Here is a 24691-nt window from a genome sequence, read left to right as displayed (position 1 = left end):
TGTACCCGGTCGTGTACCCGGCTCACGCCGGCACCACTTCCACACCCGCCTCCTCCAGCGCGGACCGCGTGACCGGGTCGACGGGTGCGTTCGTCACCACCATGTCCAGTTCCTCCGGTCCGCAGACCCGCGCCATCCCCGTGCCCGGGAACTTCGCGCGGTCGGCCAGCAGGACGACCCTGTCCCCCGCCCTGATCATGGCGCGCTTGACCGGCACCTCGACGACGGTGGTGTCCATCACCTGCCCGCCCGGCCGCACCCCGCTGGTGCCGAGGAACAGCCAGTCCGCGTGCAGCTGGCGCAGGTTGTCCTCGGTCAGGAAGCCGACGAGCGAGCGGTACTCACGGCGGAGCATGCCGCCCAGCAGCACCAGCTCGATGCCCTCGTCGTCGGCGAGCTCCTCGTAGACCACCAGGTTGCTGGTGATCACGGTGAGCCGACGGCCGTGCAGCTGCCGGGCCAGCCGGTAGGCGGTGGTGCCGATGTCGAGCAGCACGGTCTGGCCGTCCTGGACCAGCGATGCCGCCTTCGCCGCTATCGCGTCCTTCTCGGGCACACGCACCTCGGCGACCTCGGCGAAGGGCTGGTCGCCCTCCTCCGCCACCGCGCCGCCGTGCACACGGGTGAGCAGCCCCTCCTCCTCCAGCTTGACGAGGTCGCGCCGGACGGTGGCGGGGCTCACTCCGAGCTCTTCGGACAGGTCGGTGACCGCTGCCGGGCCGCCGGAGCGCAGGGCCCTCAGGATGAGTTGATGTCGTCGTTCTGCCAGCACACCGTGGACAGTACTCGTCATCTTCAATCATTTCTATGCTCACTTCTGCTTGACTCTTGCCAAATCCCCGGAGGACGCGCACGATCCTGTGCACCGAAAGCGACGGTTCCGACGTCCGCGCTCAGAAATGAGCGTGGGCGCCTGCGACAGGAGGATGCGCGCGTGGACGACGACCGGCCCGACGTACTGCTGACGGGGCTGCTGTTCTACGACCTCGTCCTCACGGGGCTGGGGAAGCCGCCGACGCCCGGAGAGGAGATCTGGACCCACGGTATGGGCTGCGGTCCCGGCGGCATCGCCAATCTGGCGGTCGCCGCCTCCCGCTTCGGCCTCACCACCTCGCTGGCCACCGTCTTCGGTGACGACTTCTACGGCGAGTACTGCCGCGACGTCCTCGACGGCCAGGAGGGCATCGATCTCTCCCTGTCCCGCACGGCGGACGGCTGGCACACCCCGGTCACCGTCTCGCTCGCGTACGGCCACGACCGGGCGCTGGTCACCCACGGCCAGGAACCCCCGTACACCCAGGACGCGTTGATGGGCGACCCGCCCGACGCGCGTGCCGCTCTTGTGCACATCGAGGCCGAGCCCCGCGAGTGGCTCGCCAAGGCGGCCGCGAACGGGACGCACATCTACGCGGACGTCGGCTGGGACCCCACCCAGCAGTGGTCCTCCGACCTGCTCGACCAGCTCTCCCTGTGCCACGCCTTCCTCCCGAACGAGACCGAGGCGATGGCCTACACCCGCACCGACAGCGCCGTCGCCGCCCTCGGCACCCTGGCGGAGCTGGTGCCGGTGGCCGTGGTCACGCGCGGCGGCGAGGGCGCGATCGCCGTGGACCAGACGACGGGTGAGTACGCCGACGTGCCGGCTCTGGACGTGGACGTGCTGGACGCGACGGGCGCCGGGGACGTCTTCGCCGCCGGCTTCGTCGCGGCCTCGCTGGGCGGCTGGCCCCTTCAGGAGCGGCTGCGCTTCGCCGTGCTCGCCGCCGGTCTGTCCGTACGCCACCACGGCGGGGCCCAGGCGGCACCCGGCTGGTACGGGGTCCACACGTGGTGGCGCGCGCTCGACGACGCCGGACTGCGGCGCGCCTACGGCTTCCTCGCCGAGCGGCTGCCGGCCGACCCGGGTCCGCCCCTCTCCCACGCCCCCGTCACTCCCCCGTCAGCACCCCTCACTGACTCCCCACGCGAAGTCAAGACATCCGAAAGGCGGTGGGAGCTTTGCGGCTCTCACGAAGAGGCCTGCTGCGCGCGGGCCTGGCCGGCACGGCCGCCACAGCCCTCGGCGGGCTGGCGTCCGGCTGTGCCGTTCCGACCGGGTCGACCGGCCGGAACATGGTCCTGTGGTACTGGAGCGGCGGGCTGAGCCCGAAGGTCCTCCAGAAGGCCAGGTCCCGCTACGACAGCGCGGTGAACCTGCAGGCCATCCAGATCGGCGGCTACTACCGCTCGAAACTGATGACCACGATGACCGGACGGGCCCACGTTCCGGACATCGCCGGGCTCAAGGGCGAGGACATGGCCTCGTACCTGCCCAACTCCAACCAGTTCGTGGACCTGCGGACGCTCGGCGCCGACAGGCTCAAGGACCGGTATCTGACCTGGAAGTGGGACGCGGGCATCGCCGAGGACGGCTCGATGGTGGGCTTCCCGATCGACTGCGGCCCCGTCGCCCACTACTACCAGCCGGCCGTCTTCGAGAGGGCCGGGCTGCCGTACGAACCGGACGACGTCTCCAGGGAGCTGGATACCTGGGAGAAGTTCCTCGCCGCCGGTGAGCAGCTCAAGAAGCGCGTCCCCGGCGCGTTCATCCTCACCGACGCCCTCAGCATCTACGGCATCTCGGTCAACCAGACGACCAAGCGGTTCGTCGACAAGGACCGGCACTTCATCGGTGACCAGGAGCATGTGCGCACCGCCTGGGACCGGGCCGTGGAGGCCACCCGTCGCGGACTGGTCTCGAAGATCGTCAACGGGACGCCGGACAACATCTCGGCCACCGAGCGGGGCCTGCTGCCCAGCCAGCTGAACGCCTCCTGGGCGGCCGGCGACATCAAGCTCAACACGCCGAAGACCAAGGGCAAGTGGCGGGTGGCGAGCTGTCCGGGCGGCCCGTCGAACATCGGCGGCTCGTTCCTGTCGATCACCAAGGCGTGCCGGGAGCCGGAGAAGGCGTTCGAGATGATCACCTGGATGCTCGACGCGGACAACCAGGCCCAGGGCTTCGTCGACTCCGTGCTCTTCCCCTCCACTCCGGCGTCGTACCGGATGGAGAAGCTGCGCGAACCGGACGAGTTCTTCGGCGGTCAGATCACCATGGACGTCTTCGGCCCGGCGGCGCAGAAGATCCCGGTCGCCTTCAACAGCCCGTACGACATCGCGCTCAAGACCCCGATCGACGACGAGATGCGGAACTTCTCCGTGCTCGGCAAGGACCCGGACCAGGCCTGGAAGGACGCCATGAGCAAGTGCCGGCGTATAGCGGACCACCTGGGGGTGACTTACTGACATGGCCACCGCACCCGTGATCGAGACGACCCCGGCGACCGTGACCGCCGCCCCCGCCGGACCTCCAGGCAAGGGGATCCTGAGTCACTGGCGGCTGTACGCCGCGATCTCCCCCTTCTATCTGCTCTTCCTCGCCTTCGGGCTGGTCCCGGTCGGGTTCTCGCTGTATCTGTCGTTCCACCGCTGGGACGGACTCGGCTCGATGGAGTTCGCGGGGCTGTCGCAGTACCGCTATCTCCTGTCCGACAGCCAGTTCTGGGGCTCCATAGGGAACACGATCGTCATCTGGGCGCTGGCCACCATCCCCATGATCTTCCTGGCGATGGTGACGGCCGTGCTGCTCAACTCGGCGGTGCGCTTCAAGAACGTGTACCGCTTCGCGTACTTCCTGCCGAACGTCACCTCGATCGTCGCCGTCGCCATCATCTTCGGCTCGGTCTTCTCCACCAACTTCGGCCTGGCGAACGCCCTGTTGCAGGCGGTCGGCCTGGACCAGGTGGCCTGGCTGAACTCGCCGTGGGGCATCAAGGTCTCCATCGCGACGCTGATGACCTGGCAGTGGACCGGCTACAACGCGATCATCTTCCTGGCCGGTCTCCAGACGATCCCGGGCGAGCTGTACGAGGCGGCGCGCATGGACGGAGCCGGTCCCGTGCAGACCTTCTTCCGGGTCACCCTGCCGCTGATGCGTCCCGTCCTGCTCTTCGTCCTGGTCATCTCGACCGTCACCGGCCTGCAGTCCTTCTCCGAGCCGCAGGTGCTGCTGCAGACGACGGACAACAACTCCTCGTTCGCGGGCGGCCCCGGCCACGCCGGCCAGACGATGGTCCTCTACTTCTTCCAGCAGACCTTCGACAACAACGACTTCGGCTACGGCGCCGCCGTGGCCTGGGGCATCTTCCTCGTCGTCGTCCTCTTCTCGATCATCAACTGGCGCCTGGTACAGCGCCGGGGCGAAGAATAGGAGCCCGCCACCATGGCATCCCCCAAGGGTTCACGGCAGCGGGGCATAGCGCTCCATCTCGTCCTGATCGCCGGTCTGCTGCTCTCGGTCTTCCCGTTCTACTGGGCCGTGATCATGTCGACGCACTCGTCGACCGACATCTTCTCCTACCCGCCGAAGCTGCTGCCCGGCTCGCACTTCGCGGAGAACGTCCGCAACCTCTTCGACAACATCGACTTCTTCGGCTCGATGGCCAACTCGCTGCTGGTGGCGGGCTCGGTGACCGTCCTGGTCCTGTTCTTCGACTCGCTGGCGGCCTTCGTCTTCGCCAAGTTCGAGTTCCCCGGGCGCCGGACGCTGTTCGCCCTGATGATGGCGATCTTCATGGTGCCGGCGCAGATGGCGGCCATCCCGCAGTTCGTCATCATGGCGAACATCGGCTGGATCGGTTCGATGACCGCGCTGATCGTCCCTGCGGCGGCCAACGCGTTCGGTATCTTCTGGATGCGCCAGTACATGAAGGGCGCGATCCACAACGAACTGCTCGACGCCTCACGGATCGACGGGGCGGGCTTCCTGCGCCAGTACTGGCACGTGGCGCTCCCGGTGGTCCGCCCGGGCCTCGCGTTCCTGGGCATCTTCACCTTCATGGGCCAGTGGAACGACTACGCCTGGCCCCTGATCGCCCTCACCAACCCGGACAACGTCACCCTCCAGGTCGCGCTGTCCCAGCTCAACGGCACCCACGGCACCACCGACTACGGAATGGTCATGACCGGCGCCCTGCTCGCTCTTGTCCCGCTGCTGATCGTGTTCGCCGTCGGCGCCCGGCAGATCATCGCCGACCTCGGCAAGGGAGCCATCCGTTGACATCCGGGATGTCCGGCGATCCGTTGATCGCGCTGCGCCCGTGGCAGTCACCCGAGGTGACCTCCTGGCGCCGGCTGCCCATGTGTGCGGTGGACCGGCGCGAGGGTGCCCTGTCCCTCGACGGCCGGTGGCGCTTCCAACTGCTCCCGTCACCCGAGGCGGAGCCCGGCCCCGCATGGTCCTGGTCGTCGGTCCCCGGCGCCTGGACGATGCAGGACACGACCGACCTGCCGCAGTACACCAACGTCCGCATGCCGTGGACGGAGTTCCCGCCGGACTCCCCCGCCGCGAACCCGACGGGCGTGTACGAGCGGGACGTGGACATCCCAGCCGAATGGGCCGGGCGCCGCATCGTGCTCCAGGTCGGCGCCGCCGAGAGCGTGCTGCTCGTGCACGTGGACGGGCGGCCGGTGGGCCTCTCCAAGGACTCGCATCTCGCGGCCGAGTTCGATCTCTCCGACGCCGTACGGCCCGGGGAGTCCGCCACCGTACGGCTCACCGTCGTGAAGTGGTCCGACGCCTCGCACATCGAGGACCAGGACCAGTGGTGGCACGCCGGGATCACTCGCTCGGTGCTGCTGTACGCGACGGACCCGCTGCGTCTCGCGGACGTGACGGTGCGGGCGCGGTGCGACGGCTCGCTCCGGGTGGACTGCCGGGTGCGGTCGGCGGCGGGCGCGCTGCCCGACGGGTGGTACGTCACCGGTCGCCTGGACGGCCAGGACCTCGCCCAGGACTCCGAGTTCGACCGGCTGAACGCCGAGGACGAGCGCGTCTCCGACTTCCTGGGTGAGGCCCGCCTGCGCGCCACGGTGCGGGACGTACGCGCCTGGACCGCCGAGACGCCCGAGCTGTACGGCCTGACCGTGCGCCTGCACCGGGCCGACGGCTCCGTCGCCGACACCTCGACCCACCGGGTGGGTTTCCGCGAGGTGGAGATCCGCGGCCGGGACCTGCTGCTCAACGGCGAGCGGGTCTACATCCGGGGCGTGAACCGGCACGACTTCCATCCGCTGACCGGGCGAACCGTGTCGTACGAGGACATGCGGGCCGACCTGCTGACGCTGAAGCGCTTCGGCTTCAACGCGATCCGCACCGCCCACTACCCGAACGACCCCGCGCTGTACGACCTCGCCGACGAGCTCGGCTTCTACGTCGTGGACGAGGCGAACATCGAGTCGCACGACCACGCCCACGAGATCGCCGACGACCCGCGCTACGCGTCCGCGTTCGTGGACCGCGTCTCGCGCATGGTCCTGCGGGACAAGAACCACCCGTCCGTGATCATCTGGTCGCTGGGCAACGAGTCCGACTACGGCGCGAACCACGACGCGGCCGCCGGGTGGGTGCGCCGCCACGACCCGACCCGGCCGGTCCAGTACGAGGGCGCCGCCAAGCTGGACTGGGCGGCCACGGACGACGCCTCCGACATCGCCTGCCCGATGTACGCACCGATCGAGGACTGTGTCGCCCACGCACTGTCGGGTGAGCAGACCCGGCCGCTCATCCAGTGCGAGTACTCCCACGCGATGGGCAACAGCAACGGCACGCTCGCCGACCACTGGGCGGCCATCGAGTCCACCCCGGGCCTTCAGGGCGGCTTCATCTGGGAGTTCTGGGACCACGGCATTCTCCAGCGGGTGAACGACGGAAGACCGGCCGGGCGCGCGGGCGCCGGGCTGTATGACAACGCTGTCGCCGCACCCGGCCTGCGCTGGGCGTACGGCGGCGACTTCGGCGAGGCGGTCCATGACGGCGCGTTCATCGCCGACGGCGTCGTCTTCCCGGACCGCACGCCCAAGCCCGTGATGTACGAGCACCGGGAGATCGCCGCGCCGGTGCGGCTGTCCGTGGAGGGCGAGGGCACCTGGCGGGTGCTGCGGGTGCACAACCGGCAGCACTTCCGCGACCTGTCGTGGCTGGCCGCCGAGTGGGAGTTCGCCGCCGCCGACGGCGGCAGCTGGACGGTGCCGGCCGCGCTGCCCGACGTCCCGCCCGGTGGCGCGGCCGTCATCGACCGGCCCGAAGTACTCGACGGGGCCGGCGAGATCTGGCTGACACTGCGCGTGACGACCGCCGCGGACGAACCGTGGGCCCCGCGCGGCACCGAGGTGTGCAACCCGCAGGTGCGCTGGTACGAGGCGGAAGCGGGCGAACCGGTGGTGGGCGAACCGGTGGTGGGCGACGGGGCGGCGGTCGTCGAGGGTGACGCCGACGACGGGTCCGCCCGGAACAGCCTCGGTCACCCCGGCTCCCGTGCGGGCGGCCCGAGTTCCGACGCCCGGCCCGAGACGGACGCCGACGGCCTGCTGCTGCATCCGCTGCTCACCGCGCCGCCCGTGCTGTGCCTGTGGCGCGCCCCCACCGACAACGACGTCCTCGGCGGCACGGCCGACCGCTGGCGCGCCTGGGGCCTGGACCGCGCGGAGCGCGAGACCGTCTCCGCGGAGCGGAAGGGTGCCCGGGTCCTGGTGCGGTCCCGCTGGGCCACGGCCGCGGGGCCGGTCGAGCACGAGCAGGCGTTCACCGCGCTGCGGGACGGCCGGGTGTTCGTCGAGGAGACGGCGGTGCTGCCCGAGGAGCTGTCGGACGTGGCGCGGGTGGGCACCGTGTTCGAGACCGTCGCCGGGCTCGACCGCTTCGCCTGGTACGGGCAGGGCCCGTGGGAGAGCTACCCGGACCGTGCCGCCGGAGCGCCCGTGGGGCACTACTCGGCCGCGGTGGACGAGCTGTTCACCCCGTATCTGCGCCCGCAGGAGAGCGGGGGCCGGCACGGGGTGCGCCACTTCTCGCTCAGCGGGGACGGCGGCCACGGGTTGGCCGTGCGGCTGGACGAGCCCCGCCAGGTCTCCGTGACCCGCTACCGCGCCGAGGACCTGACCGCGGCCGCGCACCACGACGAACTGGTGCCCCGGCCCGGCTGTGTGGTCCATATCGACGCGGCCCACCGGGGCGTCGGCACCGCATCGTGCGGGCCGGACACCTCACCCTCGTACCTCGTCCCGCCGGGCACCCACCGCTGGAGCTGGACCCTGCGCACTCTCTGATCCCCCTTTCCCTCCCAGGACTCCACCCCCGCTTCCCGTCCCCTTCCCTTCTCCTCCGGGACTTCCCCTCTCACGGAGTCAATGTGTGCACCTCGCACGAGTCCGGGCACGAGCCTGCCCAGGAGGCGCCCCAGGCGGGCGCCGGCAGACGCGGTTTCCTGCGGGCGACCGCGCTGATCGGAGCGGCCGCCGCGGTCGCGCTGCCCACCACGACCGTCGCCCGGGCCGCGGACGACAGCCCCGCCACCGGCCGACGGCCCGACCCGGACAGCCGCCGCTTCACGCTCGCCGTGATGCCCGACACCCAGTACCTCTTCGACGGTCCGAGCATCGACAAGGCGCCCGTCGAGGCGTCCCTGCGCTACCTGCTGGAACACGGGCAGGAGGAGAACATCGTCTTCCTCTCCCACCTGGGTGACCTCACGCAGAACGGCACCCCGGCCGAAATCACCGCGATCAGTGAGGCGTTCGGCGTCCTCGGCCGGCGGGGTGTGGGCTACAGCGTCCTGGCGGGCAACCACGACGTGAAGTCGTCCACGACCGACCAGCGCGGTGCGACGCCCTATCTGGACGCCTTCGGTCCACAGCGGTTCCAGGGCGGCAAGACGTTCGGCGGCGCCTCGCCCGACGGCTACAACACCTTCCACCTCTTCCAGGCCGCCGGCCGCGAGTGGATGGTGCTGGCCCTGGACTGGCGCCTGTCGGCAAAGGGCTTCGCCTGGGCGAGGGACGTCATGGCCCAGCACCCGAAGACGCCGGTCGTCCTCACCACGCACGAACTCGTCGACGGGGACGACTCGCTCTCCTCGTACGGTCAGCAGCTCTGGGACCAGCTGATCGAGGACCACGACCAGATCTTCCTCACCCTCAACGGGCACTACTGGCCCGCCGGTCGCACCACGCGCAAGAACGCGGCGGGCCACGACGTCCACCTCCACCTCACGAACTACCAGAACCGCTACTTCGGTGGCGCCGCGATGATCCGCCTCTACCGCTTCGACCTCGACCGGAACACCATCGACGTGGAGACGATCTCCCCGTGGATCCTGGGCCGGGCCGCGAAGGGCCTGGGCGAGCTGGAGCGGCGGGAGATCGAGCTGAGCGGAGACGCCGACCGGTTCTCCGTGGGGATCGACTTCGAGGAGCGCTTCTCGGGCTTCGCCCCCGTGGCCGCGAGACCGGCGCGGCCCGCGTCGCGGATGCTGATACCGGGCACGGTGGCGTACTGGCGCTTCGAGGCGCCCGCGAACGGCACCGTCCGCGATCTGTCCGGGCGCGGCAACGACCTCGGCCCGGTCACCGTGGGCGGCGGCAAGCTGGGCTGGTCCCCGGACCACCACCCCGACCAGCCCGGCCACGGCAGCCTGGAGTTCCAGGGCTACAAGTCCCCGCTGAAGGGCGCGTATCTGCGCACGGTCGACGGAGCTCCCCTCAACTCTGCCACCTTCGACAACGGCTACACCATCGAGGCCTTCTACCGCCTCCCCGCCGACTGGAACCCCTCGCACAACGCCTGGTCGGGCCTGGTCAGCCGCACCGGCACGGGCGGTGCCGCCGGCAGGACCGCCGACGACCCCGACGAGCCGCTCGCCACGCTGTCCCTCTCCAACGACCGCGAGCCGCAGTGGGCGATGCGCCCGCTCAACCAGCAGGGCATCGCCACCAACTGGGGCCAGGAGACGCCGCTGGAGACCTGGTGGCACCTCGCGGTCGTCAACGACGGCGCGCACACGACGCTGTATGTCGAGGGCTGCCCGGTGGTCCGCAATCCCAAGGCCCCCGCGATCGGCATCACCTCGGTCGGGCTGCCGTGGCTGCTGGGCGGCTACGAGTACGGCGGCCGGATCGACCAGATCCTGCACGGACGGCTCGGCGACGTCCGGATCGTCGAACGAGCCCTGCCCGTCACGTCGTTCATGAACCACTGAGAACCCACTGAGAACCCACTGAGGACACAGAGGACCCGCACGCCATGTCCGAGCAGCAGCTGCCCGTCTGGGCCGATCCGTCCGTCTCCCCCGCCGGCCTCGACGCGCAGGGCGTCTCCCGACGGGGGCTCCTGCGCCGCGCGGGCCTGTTCGGCGCCGCCTTCGCCCTCGGCTCCGCGGCGGTGCCCGCGGTGCCCGCGGCCGCCGCGGAGCGGCGCCTCGGCGGTGACGACCCCCGCCTGGCCTACCTCGTCGGCGACCACCACATCCACACCGTCTACAGCCACGACGCGAAGTACACGTTCTCCCAGCTGGCCGCCGCGGGCGCCAGGTACGGCCTCGACTGGATGGTGTTCACCGAGCACTCGAACGTCGGGCACGCCCAGTACGGGGCCTCGCTGGAGCACCAGGAGATCCTCAGGGCACGGGCGGAGAACCCGCGTCAGCTGATCTTCCAGGGCCTGGAGTGGTACATCCCGGCCGCCGAGCACTGCACGGTCTTCTCGTCGCCCGGCCCGCACGAGGTCGACCTGCTCACACGGTTCGAGCGCGAGTACGACGGCAAGCTGCTGGCCTACGACAAGGGCGGCCCCGCCGACGCCGACACCGCGCGCAACGAGGCGCACGCCGTGAAGGCCATCCAGTGGCTGGCCGAGCAGCGCCGCACGGGCTACGTCGACGACGTTCTGGTCCTCGCCAACCACCCCCTGCGGCTGGGCATCGACTCCCCGCACGAGATGCGCAACTGGCGGGACGCGGCCCCCGAGATCATGATCGGCATGGAGGGTGCGCCCGGCGCCCAGGGCGCGGCGATCCCCGGCTGGCGGGGCTCGACATCGATGCGCGGCGAGTACGAGAACAAGCCGTCCGCGCAGTCCTGGCCCGGCTACCCGGCGGGGGCGTACCTGACGTACGGCGGCTTCGACTGGGCGACGGCGACCGTGGGCGGCCTCTGGGACTCCCTGCTCGCCGAGGGCAGGCTGTTCTCCATCACCACCAACTCGGACGCCCACCGCATCGTGTTCGACACCTGGAAGAACGGTGACTGGCTCCCGGGACAGAACTTCGACAACACCGGCCGGCTGCCCGACCCGGTGAACACGGACAGCCCGCAGCCCGGCAGCGACTTCTGGCCCGGCCAGTTCAGCCGCACCCATGTGGGCGTCACCCGCTACGGCTATCGCGCGGTGATGGCGGGCCTGCGCGCGGGCCGGGTGTGGCTCGACCACGGCCATCTGCTCGACGGACTCGACGTCCGGCTGAAGCGGGACCGCGACGCGGGCCGGGGCGTCACGCTCGGCGGGCGGCTGCGCGTCCGCAAGGGCGAGAGGATCACACTGAACGTGACGGTGACGACCGCTTCACGCCCCAACTCCCAGGGAGTCCTCCCGGAGTTGGCCCATGTGGACGTGATCCGGGGCGCGGTGCGCGGTCCGGTGACCGACCGGGACACCTGGAAGGCTCCCGACACCAAGGTCGTCCGGACGGAGGACGTCTCCGGCCGGAAGGGGACGTACACCCTCCGCATCCCGCTGACCGCCGGGGACGAGTCCTTCTACGTCCGCCTGCGCGGCAGCGACGGCAACCGCAACGGGGCGGGCTACCTGGGCGCCACGACCGACCCCCACGGCCCGATCCCGCACGAGCCGGGCAACGGCGACCCGTGGGCGGACACGTGGTTCTACTCCAACCCGGTCTTCGTGGACGTGGTGGGCGCCTGAGGGCGCACCCCAACGGGAGCGCGGGTGCTTATGGCGTTCCTTGCTCAGGAATCCGTGCCGTAGCGCTCGCGCACCCGGGCCTTGAGGAGCTTTCCGGAGGCGGTGCGGGGCAGTTCGTCCGTCAGCACCACCGACTTCGGGATCTTGTACCTGGCGAGGTGCCCGGCCAGCGAGGCGAGCACCTCGTCGGGGTTCACCGTGGCGCCGTCGCGGGGGACCACGACCGCCCGCGGCACCTCGCCCCACCTCTCGTCGGGCACGCCGATGACGGCGCACTCGGCGATGTCGGGGTGGGCGAGGATGCGGTCCTCGATCTCGGCGGGGTAGATGTTCTCGCCCCCGGAGATGATCATGTCCTTGATGCGGTCGACGATCCGGACGTAGCCGTCCTCGTCGGTCCGGGCCGCGTCCCCGCTGCGGAACCAGCCGTCCGTGAAGGCGGCGGCCGTCTCCTCGGGGAGCCCCCAGTAGCCGGGCATGACGTGCGGGCCACGGACGACGACCTCACCGGTCTCGCCGATACGGACGGGCGTCATGTCGGGCCGTACGACCCGTACGTCGCTGAAGAAGTGCGGAACACCCGCCGAGCCCGCCTTGCTGACGGCGTGTTCGGCGTCCAGGAAGAGCACGCCGGGCGCGGCCTCGGTCATGCCGTAGCCCTGGAGGAAGGTGAGTCCGCGTTCCTGGTACCGGGCGATGAGCGGGGTGGGAACCGGTGCGCCGCCGCAGGTCAGGATGCGCAGGCTGAACAGGTCCGCGCGGGCCCAGCGCTCGTGCCGGGCCATCTGGTCGAACATCGTGGGCACCCCGAACATGAAGGTGATCCGGTGCTGTTCGATCAGGTCGAAGGTGCCCGCCGGGTCGAACGTCTCGACGAGGACGCAGGTGCCGCCCTTGAGCAGCACGGGCAGGGTGAGCATGTTCAGCCCGGCCGTGTGGAACAGGGGGGCGGAGACCAGGGCGCGTTCGTCGGCGACCAGGTCGTGGTCGATCAGGACGTTGAACGCGTTCCAGATCAGATTGCCGTGGGTGAGCATCGCGCCCTTGGGGCGGCCCGTCGTGCCCGAGGTGTACATGATGACGCAGGTGTCGTCGTGCGTGACGGGCTGGTCGATCGGCTCGGTCTCGGCCCCGGCGAGCAGCGCCTCGTACTCGGCGCCGACCTCGATGTACGTCCGCACACCGATGTCGCCGGGCAGGCCCGCGACGAGCCCCGCGTGTGAGGGCCGGTGGACGAGGGCCTTGGCTCCGGAGTCGGCGAGCTGGTGGGCGATCTCGGGTCCGGCGAGACGGGGGTTGAGCGGGACGAAGACCGCGCCGAGCGTACCGGCCGCGAACAGCGTCTCCAGGTACGAGGGGTGGTTGGGCCCCAGATAGGCGATCCGGTCACCTCGGCTGACCCCCGTGCCGCGCAGGGCGTGGGCGAGGCGCGTGGTGCGCTCGTACAGGTCCGCGTACGTGAGCGTGGCGTCGCCGTGGACCAGAGCGGTGCGGTGCGGTGTCTTGCGGGCCCGGCGCGCGGGCCACGATCCCAGTCCGTCATTGCGCATCTGTCTGCCCCTGTCCGTCCTTGCACATGGGGTGTCCCTTACGGTTGCGCCGGCCCGAGCACTCGCTCGCCGGGGTTTGGTGCCGGGGTGGGCGAGGTTGGCGGGGTTCATCACGCCTCCGGGGTCCAGTCGCCGTTCGCGTACGCCGTCCCGACCTCCCGCGGCTGCGACCAGAGTGCCACCTTGTCGCCCTCCGGGGTACCGAAGTCCTCGCCCCAACCTGCGGCTGCGACTACGGGAGCGAAGCCAAGGGCAATCATTGTTGTCGCCAATAGTTGTTGCCCTATCGAGGGTGCGGCATGCTGAAGGCGGACGTACGAACCGCCCCGCCGGGGCCCGGCCCAGGGAGCCAGTCATCGCCGGCCAGCAGCACGCCACCGACAAGGCCGTGGGCCCCGCACTCATCGACGCACAGGAGCCGTGGATGCGCACGCTGCACACGGACACGGGGTACCTGCTGTACCGGCTGGGCCTGCGGTCCGGGCAGTTGTTCAACGCGTTCCTGCAGGAGTCGGGGCTGCGGCTGCGCCACTACGCGCTGCTGCGGTTCCTGGCCACCTCGGAGGGCGCGTTGCAGCGCGAGCTGAGCTCTCGGCTGGGCTACGACCCGAGTGCGATCGTCGGGCTCGTGGACGATCTGGAGAAGCTCGGGTTCGCCGGGCGGCGCCCGTCGCCCGACGACCGCCGCAGCCGCATCGTGGTGCTCACGCCCAAGGGGCGGGCCTTCCTCCGCGACACCGACGAGGCCGGGCTGCGCGTCACGAACACCCTGCTCCAGGGCCTCGATCCGGCCGAGCGGGACACCCTGCACACTCTGCTGCGCAAGGTCGCCGAGACCCAGCTGAGCTGAGCCGACCGAGCCGAGAACCGGCCCGCGCAGGGAGCCGGCCCGAGCAGAGACAGAGCCGATGCCATGCCGATGACCGCCGACACCGTCCCGTCTCCGACACCGCCTCCGCCGCCACCGTCCTCGCCGTCCTCTCTCTCGTCCGCGCCGTCGTCCCCTTCGTCCGCGCCACCCTCCCCCTCGTCCGCGCGGTCCGCGCCCGGTCGGCTGCTCGCCGTGCTCGCCGCCTTCGACCACGAGCACCCCGCGCTCTGCCTCACCGACATAAGCCGCCGGTCCGGACTCACGCTCACCACGACGCACCGGCTGGTCGCCGCGCTCACCGAGTGGGGCGCGCTGGAGCGCGACGGCTCCGGGGTCTACCACGTGGGGCTACGGCTCTGGGAGATCGCCGCCCTCGCCCCGCGCGGGCTGGCGCTGCGGCAGATCGCGCTGCCGTACCTGGAGGACCTGTACGAGGCGACACACGAGAACGTGCAGCTGGCGGTGCGGGACGGCGGCGAGGTCGTCTACATCGAGTGGCTGTCCGGCCGCTCGGCGGTCGGCGTCCACATCCGTGTGGGCGCCCGCTGGCCGCTGCACGCCACGGGCGTCGGCCTCGCCCTGCTCGCGCACAGCGATCCGGCCTCCCAGGAGGAGTACTGCGCGGGGCCGTTGACCGCGTTCACGCAGTACACCATCGCCGACGGAGCGCGCCTGCGGCGCGTCCTGGCCGAGGTCCGGCGCACGGGCGCCGCCGTGAGCAGCCGCCAGGTCACGGACGACGCCCTCTCGGTGGCCGCCCCGGTCCGCGGCCGGGACAGCACGGTCGTCGCGGCCGTGTCCGTGGTGGTGCCCAAGGCCGGCGCGCAGGTCCCGGCGCTGGTCCCGGCGGTTCGGCTGGCGGCGCGGGGCATCTCCCGGGCGCTGGGGTGGCAGCCGGGGACAGGGAGCTGACCCGGCGCACGCGGCGGAGCCGCATACCGGCACAGCCTGCGTCTACTGCGCGACCGCCTGTGCCGCGTACGCCACCGGCATCCCCGCGTGCGTGGCCGTGCCCCGGCAGGTGAGCCAGCCGCGTTTGGCGCCCGCGGAGGGCGTGACCGTCCAGCGGGCGGTGAGCCGGCCGCCCGCAGGGACGCGGTCCTCGGTCGCCGGGCCCAGCGAGCGCACCTGCCAGCGGCCGGGCGCCTGGAGGACGAGCCCGGCGGCCGTCCAGGGCCGGGCGGAACCGTTGGCGAGGGTGGCGATCACGAGGAACTCCGTGCCCTGCCGGGTCACTTCGAGGGTGACGCCGAAGGGCTTGCGCTCGTAGGTGTCGGCCCACGACTCACGCATGAGGCGGACCAGGGCGTCGGCCTCACCGGGCCGTGCCGCCGCGAGGTCGTCCTGCTCTCCGGGGTCCTTGGCGAGGTCGTACAGCTCGACCTGCCAGCGGTCTTCCGGCGCCCGCCGGTCCTGACCGGGCGCGAACCGCACGGCCTTGAAGTCGCCGCGACGCACGGCCTCGGACAGGCGCCGTATCCGGCCGCCGTCGACGGCGTTGGCGCGCGGGGAGCCGCCGCTGTGGTTGCGGTAGAAGTACAGGTGATCGTGATAGGGGGCATGGGCGGTCTTCCGGGCGCCGAGCAGCAGCGGTGCGAGCGAGAGGCCGTCGATGTCCGTGGGGACGGGTGCGCCCGCGAGGTCCGCCAAGGTCGGCAGGACGTCGATCAGCGGGGTCGGCCGGTCGGTGGTCCCGGCCCGGACGCGGCCCTTCGACCAGGCGATGAGCGGCACCCGGATGCCTCCCTCGTACAGGTTGCGCTTGTAGCCGCGCAGCGGGCCGTTGCCGTCGAACAGGTCGGGGTCGGTGCCGCCCTCCTCGTGCGGGCCGTTGTCGCTGGTGACGAGGATGAGTGTGCGCTCGGCGAGACCGTGCTCGGTGAGCCGGTCGACGACGCTGCCGACGAGGGTGTCGAAGGACGTGACCTGGGCGGCGTGCGCTTTGTTGGGGCGGGTCCAGGGGGCCTCCGCGTACCGGCCGAGGTCCGGGTCGGTGCTGGGGGCGTGCGGGACGGTCGGCGCGAGGTAGAGCAGGAACGGCTCGTTCTTGTGCGTGTCGATGAAGTCGAGCGAGCGCTGCTGGATGAGGTCGGGCGCGTACACCTCGCGGGCGCCGTCCCGGTTCGCGGGGATCTCCTGCCGGGTGCCGTTGTCCCAGAGGTAGTCGGGGAAGTAGTCGTGGGCGTGGCCGTGTGTCAGATAGCCGTAGAACTCCTCGAAGCCCCGGGAGTTGGGGTGGCTCGGCTGGTCCGGTGTCTCGGGGCCGAAGCCCCACTTGCCGATGAGGCCGGTGCGGTAGCCGCAGGCACGCAGTGCCTCCGCGAAGGTGAAGTCCTGCTCGGTGAGGCCGGCCTGGCCACCGGCGCCCCACGGGTTCTCGCGCACGGTCGCGTGGCCGCTGTGCAGTCCGGTGAGCAGGGAGCAGCGTGAGGGCGCGCAGACGGGGGCGGCGGCGTACGCGTCGGTGAACCGCAGACCCTCGGCGGCGAGGGCGTCGAGACGGGGCGTGTGGATCAGCTTCTGCCCGTAACTGCCGAGTTCGCCCCAGCCGAGGTCGTCCGCGAGGACCACCAGGAAGTTGAGCCGCTGCCCCTTGGGCTGCGCGGCGGGCACAACCGAAGGGGAAGGCCGGCCGGCCGGCGGCGCGTCTCCGCGCCCGGCCTCCTTGCCGGCGGAACACCCGGCCGCCGCTCCGGCCACGCCGAGGGCGGCGGACCCGGCGAGAAAACGGCGGCGGCTGGGCATGCGGAACTCCTGTCGGTGGGCTGGTGCTGGTCGTAAACCGATGATCAAGGGGACTCTCCGTGCAGGACCATGCACAGGGCATGAACACCTTGTTGCAGGTCACCGGGTGCCGCCCGCAACCTCGGGGGGAGCTTCGGGCGGCACCCGACCCTAGAGAGGGGGAATCCCGGGTTCTGGTTCCCTGGACCAGGAGTGATCTTCGCACGAGATCGTCCGCGCGCTGTCAGGACCCCTGCGCGCGGGTGGCCGCCGTCCGGTCACCCGCCGACCCTTCCCTGCTGGATCGACAGTGGCGCGCCGTTGCTCGGGCCTCGTTTCCCGCGCCGGACGGCGGCCGGGGAAGGGCGCAGGAGGGGCGGGTGCGGACGGGATGTGCCCGGTGGTGGTGGGCGTTGTGCCTGGCTGTGCGTGTAACGGGGATGTATTAGGGGGTGGTTGGGCGGAACGGTTCGCCGGACCGAACGGGTCCTGGTGATCAGAAATACTCGCTCGTACCGACTCGTACCGAGCAGCCGGTACCCCAACCGATACTGAGGAAGAAACAATGCGCGTTCGCAAGCTCACCTTCGCCGCCCTGGCCGTTGCCGCGGGTCTCTCGCTCACGGCCTGCCAGAACGACGATGGCGGCACGGCGCAGAGCGACCCGTCGTCCGCGTCCACCGCGGCTTCCTCGGGCGGCGGTTCGGCCTCGGGCGGTTCGGATCAGGGCGGCGGGCAGGGCACGGTCGCCGGGACCGGCTCCAACGAGAACGGCGAGGTCGGCAAGTGCCGCACCGACGAGCTGGAGTTCAAGGCGATCGACCACACCGTCGATGGCGACCCCGATGGCACCGTCGCGGTGCAGCTGACGAACGGCGGCGGCCGGGACTGCGCGATCTCCGGGTACGCGGGCGTCGACCTGAAGACCAGCGCGGGGTCGCTGTCCGCCGAGCGCAGTGGCGAGGAGGTCACCCCGGGCATCCTCAAGGACGGGGAGTCGGTGGCCTTCGGCATCAACTACCCGATCAACGACTCGGGTGGCTCCGGCGTCCGCGTCACGGGACTGGTGGTGACCCCGCCGGACGAGACGAAGTCGGTCACCCTCGACTGGCCGGGCGCCGACACGCTGCCCGTCACGGACGGTTCCGGCTCCCCGGTGAAGGTCGGCCCGATGGGGAGCGCCGGTCAGGGCGGCTGACCAGCACGTCCCAGGGTGCTCAGGCCGCACCGCACCACTACCCGAGCACCCGCCAGTGCGGATGCAAAGCCCCGCAGCCCCCAACACGCTGGACCTGACAGGGAAATCATCCGTCCCCGCCCCGCACCGGGGGTATCACCGACAATGGCCGCCCCCAGCCCCAGCCCCAGCCCCAGCCCCAGCCCCAGCCCCAGCCCCAGCCCCAGCATGCCTCATACGGCACTTCCCGTACGGAGACGTCTCCTTCAGGGTGTGAACTCGCCCCTCTCCCAAGGAACTTTCGCCGCTTCACCTCTTGACGGCCCGAGTAACGGGGAGCACATTGGCCCCGCACCTCTCGTTGAGAGCGCTCTCAAGCACGGTCTTCCCCAGGGCGCTCGCCTCAGCACCTGCGCACCCCACTCCGTACGCAAAGAGGTACTCATGAGGAAAACCCCCACGCCCTCCGCACCCCCCAGACGGGGCCGCCTGCGTCGTACACTCCTCGCCCTCGCCAGCGCGCTGAGCCTGGCCGCGGCCGGGGCCTCGGCGGCACAGGCGTCCGCGCCCCCGCCGTCGGCCGGCTGGACCCAGGTCTTCGTGGACGACTTCGACGGCCCTGCGGGCACCGGCGTCAACACCTCCAACTGGCAGTACGCGACGGGCACCTCCTACCCGGGCGGCCCCGCCAACTGGGGCACCGGCGAGGTCGAGACGATGACGAACAGCACCAACAACGTCGCGCTCGACGGCAACGGCAACCTCCGCATCACCCCACGGCGCGACTCCGCCGGCAACTGGACCTCGGGCCGCATCGAGACCAACCGCACCGACTTCCAGCCCCCCTCGGGCGGGAAGCTGCGCGTGGAGGGCCGTATCCAGATGCCGAACGTCACCGGCGTCGCGGCCGAGGGCTACTGGCCCGCGTTCTGGATGCTGGGCGCGCCCTTCCGCGGCAACTACCAGAACTGGCCGAGCATCGGCGAGCTGGACATCATGGAGAACGTCCAGGGCCTGAACCGCGTGTGGTCCACGATGCACTGCGGCACCAACCCCGGCGGCCCGTGCAACGAGAGCACCGGCATCGGCAACTCCACGGCCTGTCCCAACACCACGTGCCAGTCGGGCTTCCACACCTACAGCATGGAGTGGGACCGCTCGGTGAGCCCGGAGGCGATCCGCTTCTACGTCGACGGCAACAACTACCACACGGTGACCGCCAACCAGGTCGACGCGACGACCTGGGCCAACGCCACCAACCACGGCTTCTTCATCATCCTGAACGTGGCGATGGGCGGCGGCTTCCCCGACGCGTTCGGCGGCGGCCTGGACGGCGACACCCAGCCCGGCAACCCCATGGTCGTGGACTACGTCCAGGTACTGTCGGCCGGCGGGGGCACCACCCCACCGCCGACCGGCAACCGTGACGCGTACAGCGCCATCCAGGCCGAGTCGTACGACAGCCAGACCGGCGTGAGCACCGAGTCCACCTCCGACTCGGGCGGCGGCCAGAACATCGGCGGCCTCGCGAACGGCGACTGGGCCCTCTACCGGGGCGTCAACTTCGGCTCCACGGCGGCCACCCAGTTCAACGCCCGCGTCGCCAGCGGCGCCCCCTCGGGCGTCAGCGGCCTCGTCGAGGTCCGCCTGGACAGCCGTACGAACCCGCCGCTCGGCAGCTTCGCCATCGGCAACACGGGCGGCTGGCAGTCCTGGCGCACGGTCCCGGCGAACATCAGCGGTGTCACCGGGACCCATGACGTGTACCTCACGTTCACAAGCGGTCAGCCCCAGGAGTTCGTGAACGTGAACTGGTTCAACTTCGGCCGCTGAGCGAGAAGTCGGCTGTAGGCGGGGGCGACCCCACGCGGACCCGGCCGGGGTGACTCCCGGCCGGGTCCGCACTACGTCACCCGGGTCAGCGTCACCGCCGCCTTGAGGTCGGCCAAGAAGAGTGGAAGAAGTCGTACGCCCCGTGCAGGTTGCCGTGATCGGACATCGCGATGTGCGTCATGCCCATCTCGTTGCACGCGTTGAACATGTCCTTCAGCCGCGCGGCACCGTCCAGCAGCGAGTACTGGGTGTGGACGTGCAGGTGCGTGAAAGGTTCGGGCACCGTCTGCTCCTGGGTCGGTTCTGGAATCAGATGTGCACGTGCCGTTCGCGCGCAGCGACACGTCGTCGGGATTCGTCGTGGAGATTTCGACGACGGATTCGTCGTCGGGATCGTCATCCAAGCCCGGCGCCCACAGCGGTTTCAAACAACGGGAGCAGACCGCCGTACAACCCGTCGTTGTCGAGTGCTAGCGTCCCCCGGGTGAATCTGGAGTCCGTGCGTGCCTTCGTCGCCGTGGCGGAAGAAGGACAGTTCCGGCATGCTGCCGCTCGTCTCGGAGTGACCCAGCAGGCGGTGTCCAAACGCATCGCGGCGCTTGAGTCGTACCTCGGTGTCGCCCTGTTCAGGCGTGTGCCCACGGGTGCCGTCCTCACCGGGCACGGGGAGTCCTTCCTCCCGCACGCGCGTGCCGTCCTGATGGCGGTGCGGCAGGCCGTCGCGTCGGTACGGACCGCCGGAGAGCCCCTCAGGGTCGACGTGCTGCGCAGTCATCTCGCGTCGGCCGAGATACTGCGGGACTTCCATCGCACGCACCCGGACATCCCGCTGGAGACGGTGACCCTCGCCAAGGCCGACGCGGCTGTCCGTGCGCTCCTGGACGGCGAGATCGACGTGGCCTTCGCGTACCTGCGGAGCCCCGTCGAGGAACGTGACCCGCTGCTGAAGAGCGCGTTCGTGCACTTCGAGGGGCTGGACGTCGTCGTCGGTGCGCGGCACCCGCTCGCTGGGGCCGAACAGCTCGGTCCCGGAGATCTGGGTCCCTTCACCGCCTGGATGCCCGGAATCGTCGGCGGCAGTGAGTGGGGCGAGTTCTACCGTGAGTTCGGCGAGGCGTTCTCCCTGGTCATCGACTCAAGTGGCCCGAACTTCGGCCCGGAGTCACTCCTGGAGACGATCGGCGCATCGAGCTCGCTGGTCACCTTCGTAGGACGGAAGACCCGCCTCACCTGGCCGGAGGACGAGACCCTGCGCCGGATCCCCCTCACGTCCCCCGCACCGACGTATCCCTGGTCCCTGGTCTGGCACTCGCACAACCGGCACCCCGGGCTGCGGAACCTGGTGTCGTACATGCGGGCGGGCTTCCGGCCGCCCGGCAGGGCCGCAAAGGTCTGGCTACCGGGAGGGACGGACATCCCGGCCTAGCAGGTGTTCTGATCCCCCAGCCCCTCCTGCACTCGGACCAAACGGGGTCCCCCTCACCGCAGCTCCGCCCGGAACCCCACCGGAGTCACCCCCGCGTGCAGATGGAAGAACTTGGAGAAGTTGGCCGCGTCGGGGAACCCGACCGCGGCGCCGACGCGGCCGATCGGCATGTCCGTGTGGGCCAGCAGACGCTTGGCCTCCAGGATGACCCGCTTGTCGATGAAGCCCTTGGGCGTCTCCCCCGTGGCGGCGCGGACGGCGCGCACCAGCGTGCGGCGGGAGTAGCCGAGCGCGTCGGCGTACGCGCTGACGCTGTGGTTGGCCGCGAAGCCCTTCTCGACGGCGTCCCGGAACCGGGTGAAGGTGGTGTCGGCCCGCCGGCGCTCGGCTTCCGCCGTACCGGCCGCGAGGTGGGCCAGGCGGAGCAGGAACGCGGTGAGGGAGTGCCGCAGCACGGCGGTGTGCAGGCTGAGCGGGAGGGTCTCGGTGTCGGTGTACTCGCGTTCCAGCTGGTCGAGGGAGTGCCGTAGAGCGGCGAGCCGGGCCGCGTCCGGGCGCAGCAGCGGGGGCAGGTCGTAGCGGTAGAGGCCGGTCGCCTCGACGGTGGCACGCGGGAGGAAGCCGGGCTGCATGGTCAGGACGGTCCCGCGGTACCCGGCCGTACGGGAGAAGCGGTGGACCTGGCCGGGACGGATCCACAGCACGTCGCCGTCGAAGGCCTCGTACTCGGCGAAGTCGATCATGTGGGTCACGGGGCCGCCGCCGAACAGCATGACCACATGGAAGTCGATGCGGTGCACACGCTCCAGGGGCACGTCCGGGTGCCAGGTGCGGTCCGGGTCCATGCGGCCGACCTGCATGCCGACGCCGGAGAGGCTGCGGTCGACGGGAAAGGGGAACGTCTTGATCCCATCACCGTCACGGGAGGTTCCCTCCGGGGCTCGGGAGGTTCCCTCTGAGGTTCGGGAGGTTCCTTCAGCGTCTCGGGGGGTCGGGGTTCTGTCTGCCATGTCCCTCTCGCGGCGGCTCGGCCCTGCGGTCCGCCCGACAGTCTGCCCTGCGGTCGTTGTCCCACTTTCACCGAAGGCTGACACAGGCAGACCTTCCCCGGCAAAAGTCAGACTTTTAGATTTGAAGGCGAACCGGCAATGGCTTCCCGTTTCGTGAGGACTTCTTGAAGATGAGCACCCAGACATCCGATCGCTTCGAGTGGACCGACCTCGACCGCCGTGCCGTCGACACCGCCCGTATCCTCGCGGCCGACGCGGTGCAGAAGGTCGGCAACGGCCATCCTGGTACGGCGATGAGTCTCGCCCCGGCCGCGTACACCCTCTTTCAGAAGGTGATGCGACACGACCCCGCCGACCCCGAGTGGACCGGCCGTGACCGCTTCGTCCTCTCCCCTGGTCACACCTCGCTGACCCTCTACACGCAGCTCTTCCTCGCGGGCTACGAACTGGAGTTGGACGACCTGAAGGCGTTCCGGACGCACAGGTCCAGGACACCCGGCCACCCCGAGTACGGGCACACGGCGGGCGTCGAGACCACGACCGGCCCGCTGGGCCAGGGCGTCGCGAACGCGGTGGGCATGGCGATGGCCGCCCGCTACGAGCGTGGCCTGTTCGACCCGGACGCGCCCGAGGGCGAGTCGCCCTTCGACCACACCATCTGGGCGATCGTGTCCGACGGCGACCTGGAGGAGGGCATCTCCGCCGAGGCCTCGTCGCTCGCCGGCCATCAGAAGCTCGGCAATCTGGTGTTCCTCTACGACGACAACCACATCTCCATCGAGGGCGACACCGCCACCGCGTTCTCCGAGGACGTACCGAAGCGGTACGAGGCGTACGGCTGGCACGTCCAGCGGATCGAGCCCGCCTTCAACGGCGACGTCGACGTCCCGGCGCTGTACGGCGCGCTCAGGGCGGCTCAGGCCGAGACCGCGCGCCCCTCGATCATCGCGATGCGCACGATCATCGCCTGGCCCGCCCCGAACGCGCAGAACACCGAGGCCGCACACGGCTCGGCGCTCGGCGAGGAGGAGGTCGCGGCCACCAAGCGGGTCCTCGGCTTCAACCCGGACGAGACGTTCCAGGTCGCCGACGTGGTGCTGACCCACACGCGGGAGGCCCTGGACCGGGGCGCCGAGACGCACGCCGCCTGGAGCAAACAGCTCGACGAGTGGCGCGGCACCAACCCGGAACGCGCCCAGCTCTTCGACCGGGTCGTCGCGGGCCGGCTGCCCGAGGGCTGGGAGCAGGCGCTGCCGGTCTTCGAGGAGGGCGCGTCCGTCGCCACGCGTGCCGCGTCCGGCAAGGTCCTCCAGGCGCTCGGCACGGTGATCCCCGAGCTGTGGGGCGGCTCCGCCGACCTCGCGGGCTCCAACAACACCACCATCGACAAGACGAGTTCGTTCCTCCCCGCGGGCAACCCGCTGCCGGAGGCGGACCCTTACGGCCGCACCATCCACTTCGGTATCCGTGAACACTCCATGGCCGCGGAGATGAACGGCATCGCGCTGCACGGCAACACCCGCATCTACGGCGGCACCTTCCTCGTCTTCTCCGACTACATGCGCAACGCCGTACGCCTGTCGGCGCTGATGCAGCTCCCTGTGACGTACGTGTGGACGCACGACTCCATCGGTCTCGGCGAGGACGGCCCCACCCACCAGCCCGTCGAACACCTCGCCTCCCTGCGTGCCATCCCGGGCCTGAACATCGTCCGCCCGGCCGACGCCAACGAGACCGCCATCGCGTGGGCCGAGATCCTCAAGCGGCACGCCACCCGTCCGGCCCCGCACGGTCTCGCGCTGACCCGTCAGGGCGTGCCCACGTATGCCCCCAACCTCCAGGCGGCGAAGGGTGGTTACGTCCTCCTGGAGTCCTCGACCGGGACGCCGGACGTGATCGTCATCGCCACCGGTTCCGAGGTGCAGCTCGCCGTCGCCGCCCGCGAGCGGCTGGAGGCGGAGGGAGTCGGTACGCGGGTGGTGTCGATGCCGTCCGTGGAGTGGTTCGAGGAGCAGCCGCGCGCCTATCGCGAGAGCGTGTTGCCGCCGGAGGTGAAGGCCCGTGTCGCGGTCGAGGCGGGTATCGGGCTGACCTGGTACCGGTACGTCGGTGACGCGGGACGGATCGTGTCGCTGGAGCACTTCGGTGCCTCCGCGGACGCCCGGACCCTGTTCGCCGAGTACGGCTTCACCTCCGAGAACGTCGTCAACGCGGCCCGGGCTGTGCTCAGTTCGGTCACTGCCCGGGCCGCAGCCCGCAGTTGATGGGAGCGCCTGAAGAAAGATGATCACTGTGACCACCAAAGC

The 24691-nt window shown here is 70.6% G+C and carries 17 protein-coding genes and 2 pseudogenes; 13 read left to right on the top strand and 6 right to left on the bottom strand.

Annotated elements, in window-relative coordinates; translation table 11 throughout:
• Positions 1 to 22: 22 nt before the first annotated feature.
• The gene (locus E0500_RS23775; protein WP_131571663.1) at positions 23 to 772 is read right to left on the bottom strand and encodes a DeoR/GlpR family DNA-binding transcription regulator; all 750 of its coding nucleotides are present in this window, start codon (positions 770 to 772) and stop codon (positions 23 to 25) included.
• 162 nt (positions 773 to 934) lie between these two features.
• Between E0500_RS23775 and E0500_RS23770 the strand changes: the two are divergent.
• The 7 genes and pseudogenes from E0500_RS23770 to E0500_RS23740 all read left to right on the top strand — a co-directional run.
• Positions 935 to 1942, top strand: a pseudogene (locus E0500_RS23770) (carbohydrate kinase family protein); the annotation flags it as partial.
• A 56-nt stretch (positions 1943 to 1998) separates the two neighbouring features.
• A complete protein-coding gene (locus tag E0500_RS23765) occupies positions 1999 to 3285 on the top strand; it encodes an ABC transporter substrate-binding protein (RefSeq protein WP_131571935.1) in 1287 nt (428 codons plus the stop codon).
• Between the two features lies 1 nt (position 3286).
• Positions 3287 to 4249, top strand: coding sequence for a carbohydrate ABC transporter permease (locus E0500_RS23760; RefSeq protein ID WP_131571934.1), 963 nt, complete (start codon positions 3287 to 3289; stop codon positions 4247 to 4249).
• A gap of 12 nt (positions 4250 to 4261) precedes the next feature.
• A complete protein-coding gene (locus E0500_RS23755) occupies positions 4262 to 5098 on the top strand; it encodes a carbohydrate ABC transporter permease (RefSeq protein ID WP_131571933.1) in 837 nt (278 codons plus the stop codon).
• A gap of 8 nt (positions 5099 to 5106) precedes the next feature.
• Positions 5107 to 8145, top strand: coding sequence for a glycoside hydrolase family 2 TIM barrel-domain containing protein (locus E0500_RS23750; RefSeq protein WP_131571936.1), 3039 nt, complete (start codon positions 5107 to 5109; stop codon positions 8143 to 8145).
• 83 nt (positions 8146 to 8228) lie between these two features.
• The gene (locus tag E0500_RS23745; RefSeq protein WP_131570841.1) at positions 8229 to 10073 is read left to right on the top strand and encodes a LamG-like jellyroll fold domain-containing protein; all 1845 of its coding nucleotides are present in this window, start codon (positions 8229 to 8231) and stop codon (positions 10071 to 10073) included.
• Between the two features lie 44 nt (positions 10074 to 10117).
• Positions 10118 to 11794, top strand: coding sequence for a PHP domain-containing protein (locus E0500_RS23740; protein WP_131570843.1), 1677 nt, complete (start codon positions 10118 to 10120; stop codon positions 11792 to 11794).
• Between the two features lie 44 nt (positions 11795 to 11838).
• Here E0500_RS23740 and E0500_RS23735 read toward each other — a convergent pair whose 3' ends face one another.
• Positions 11839 to 13344 (bottom strand): long-chain fatty acid--CoA ligase, encoded by a 1506-nt coding sequence (locus tag E0500_RS23735; protein WP_131570845.1) that lies wholly within the window; start codon positions 13342 to 13344, stop codon positions 11839 to 11841.
• A 110-nt stretch (positions 13345 to 13454) separates the two neighbouring features.
• Positions 13455 to 13604, bottom strand: coding sequence for a hypothetical protein (locus E0500_RS23730; RefSeq protein WP_165935219.1), 150 nt, complete (start codon positions 13602 to 13604; stop codon positions 13455 to 13457).
• 128 nt (positions 13605 to 13732) lie between these two features.
• Here E0500_RS23730 and E0500_RS23725 point away from each other — a divergent pair, with 128 nt between their 5' ends.
• Positions 13733 to 14194, top strand: a complete 462-nt coding sequence (locus E0500_RS23725) for a MarR family transcriptional regulator (protein WP_309505243.1) — start codon at positions 13733 to 13735, stop codon at positions 14192 to 14194.
• Positions 14195 to 14257: 63 nt separating this feature from the next.
• Positions 14258 to 15127 carry an IclR family transcriptional regulator gene (locus tag E0500_RS23720; RefSeq protein WP_131570847.1) on the top strand — a complete coding sequence of 290 codons (870 nt, stop codon included), beginning with the start codon at positions 14258 to 14260 and terminating at the stop codon, positions 15125 to 15127.
• A gap of 42 nt (positions 15128 to 15169) precedes the next feature.
• On the opposite strand, the gene E0500_RS23715 is transcribed toward E0500_RS23720, so the two are convergent.
• The gene (locus E0500_RS23715) at positions 15170 to 16960 is read right to left on the bottom strand and encodes a sulfatase-like hydrolase/transferase (RefSeq protein ID WP_131570849.1); all 1791 of its coding nucleotides are present in this window, start codon (positions 16958 to 16960) and stop codon (positions 15170 to 15172) included.
• 544 nt (positions 16961 to 17504) lie between these two features.
• On the opposite strand from E0500_RS23715, the gene E0500_RS23710 reads away from it, so the two are divergent.
• Together E0500_RS23710 and E0500_RS23705 are read left to right on the top strand one after the other, a co-directional pair.
• Positions 17505 to 18137 (top strand): DUF4232 domain-containing protein, encoded by a 633-nt coding sequence (locus E0500_RS23710; protein WP_131570851.1) that lies wholly within the window; start codon positions 17505 to 17507, stop codon positions 18135 to 18137.
• A 423-nt stretch (positions 18138 to 18560) separates the two neighbouring features.
• Complete coding sequence (locus E0500_RS23705; RefSeq protein WP_131572320.1) at positions 18561 to 19949, top strand: glycoside hydrolase family 16 protein; 1389 nt, start codon at positions 18561 to 18563, stop codon at positions 19947 to 19949.
• Between the two features lie 115 nt (positions 19950 to 20064).
• Here E0500_RS23705 and E0500_RS45030 read toward each other — a convergent pair.
• A pseudogene (locus tag E0500_RS45030) lies at positions 20065 to 20232 on the bottom strand (PHP domain-containing protein); the annotation flags it as partial.
• A gap of 201 nt (positions 20233 to 20433) precedes the next feature.
• Between E0500_RS45030 and E0500_RS23695 the strand changes: the two are divergent.
• On the top strand, positions 20434 to 21375 hold the full coding sequence (locus tag E0500_RS23695) for a LysR family transcriptional regulator (protein WP_131563292.1): 942 nt from the start codon (positions 20434 to 20436) through the stop codon (positions 21373 to 21375).
• Between the two features lie 53 nt (positions 21376 to 21428).
• Here the strand turns inward: E0500_RS23695 and E0500_RS23690 are convergent, their stop codons facing one another.
• Positions 21429 to 22385 carry an AraC family transcriptional regulator gene (locus E0500_RS23690; RefSeq protein WP_131563293.1) on the bottom strand — a complete coding sequence of 319 codons (957 nt, stop codon included), beginning with the start codon at positions 22383 to 22385 and terminating at the stop codon, positions 21429 to 21431.
• Between the two features lie 170 nt (positions 22386 to 22555).
• On the opposite strand from E0500_RS23690, the gene tkt reads away from it, so the two are divergent.
• Positions 22556 to 24649 carry a transketolase gene (tkt, locus tag E0500_RS23685; RefSeq protein WP_131563294.1) on the top strand — a complete coding sequence of 698 codons (2094 nt, stop codon included), beginning with the start codon at positions 22556 to 22558 and terminating at the stop codon, positions 24647 to 24649.
• Positions 24650 to 24691 lie beyond the last annotated feature (42 nt).

The sequence above is a fragment of the Streptomyces sp. KM273126 genome (genome assembly GCF_004337435.2).
GTDB classification, from domain to species: domain Bacteria; phylum Actinomycetota; class Actinomycetes; order Streptomycetales; family Streptomycetaceae; genus Streptomyces; species Streptomyces acidicola.
This window is presented reverse-complemented; position numbering and strand designations above follow the sequence as displayed.

Bases quoted from the DNA above. Each gene is read 5' to 3' on its own strand.
- E0500_RS23690 (WP_131563293.1), bottom strand. From the start codon at position 22,385: ATGGCAGACAGAACCCCGACCCCCCGAGACGCTGAAGGAACCTCCCGA.
- E0500_RS23730 (WP_165935219.1), bottom strand. From the start codon at position 13,604: ATGATTGCCCTTGGCTTCGCTCCCGTAGTCGCAGCCGCAGGTTGGGGC.
- E0500_RS23760 (WP_131571934.1), top strand. From the start codon at position 3,287: ATGGCCACCGCACCCGTGATCGAGACGACCCCGGCGACCGTGACCGCC.
- E0500_RS23720 (WP_131570847.1), top strand. From the start codon at position 14,258: ATGCCGATGACCGCCGACACCGTCCCGTCTCCGACACCGCCTCCGCCG.
- E0500_RS23755 (WP_131571933.1), top strand. From the start codon at position 4,262: ATGGCATCCCCCAAGGGTTCACGGCAGCGGGGCATAGCGCTCCATCTC.
- E0500_RS23715 (WP_131570849.1), bottom strand. From the start codon at position 16,960: ATGCCCAGCCGCCGCCGTTTTCTCGCCGGGTCCGCCGCCCTCGGCGTG.
- E0500_RS23740 (WP_131570843.1), top strand. From the start codon at position 10,118: ATGTCCGAGCAGCAGCTGCCCGTCTGGGCCGATCCGTCCGTCTCCCCC.
- E0500_RS23705 (WP_131572320.1), top strand. From the start codon at position 18,561: ATGAGGAAAACCCCCACGCCCTCCGCACCCCCCAGACGGGGCCGCCTG.
- E0500_RS23710 (WP_131570851.1), top strand. From the start codon at position 17,505: ATGCGCGTTCGCAAGCTCACCTTCGCCGCCCTGGCCGTTGCCGCGGGT.
- E0500_RS23735 (WP_131570845.1), bottom strand. From the start codon at position 13,344: ATGCGCAATGACGGACTGGGATCGTGGCCCGCGCGCCGGGCCCGCAAG.
- E0500_RS23750 (WP_131571936.1), top strand. From the start codon at position 5,107: ATGTCCGGCGATCCGTTGATCGCGCTGCGCCCGTGGCAGTCACCCGAG.
- tkt (WP_131563294.1), top strand. From the start codon at position 22,556: ATGAGCACCCAGACATCCGATCGCTTCGAGTGGACCGACCTCGACCGC.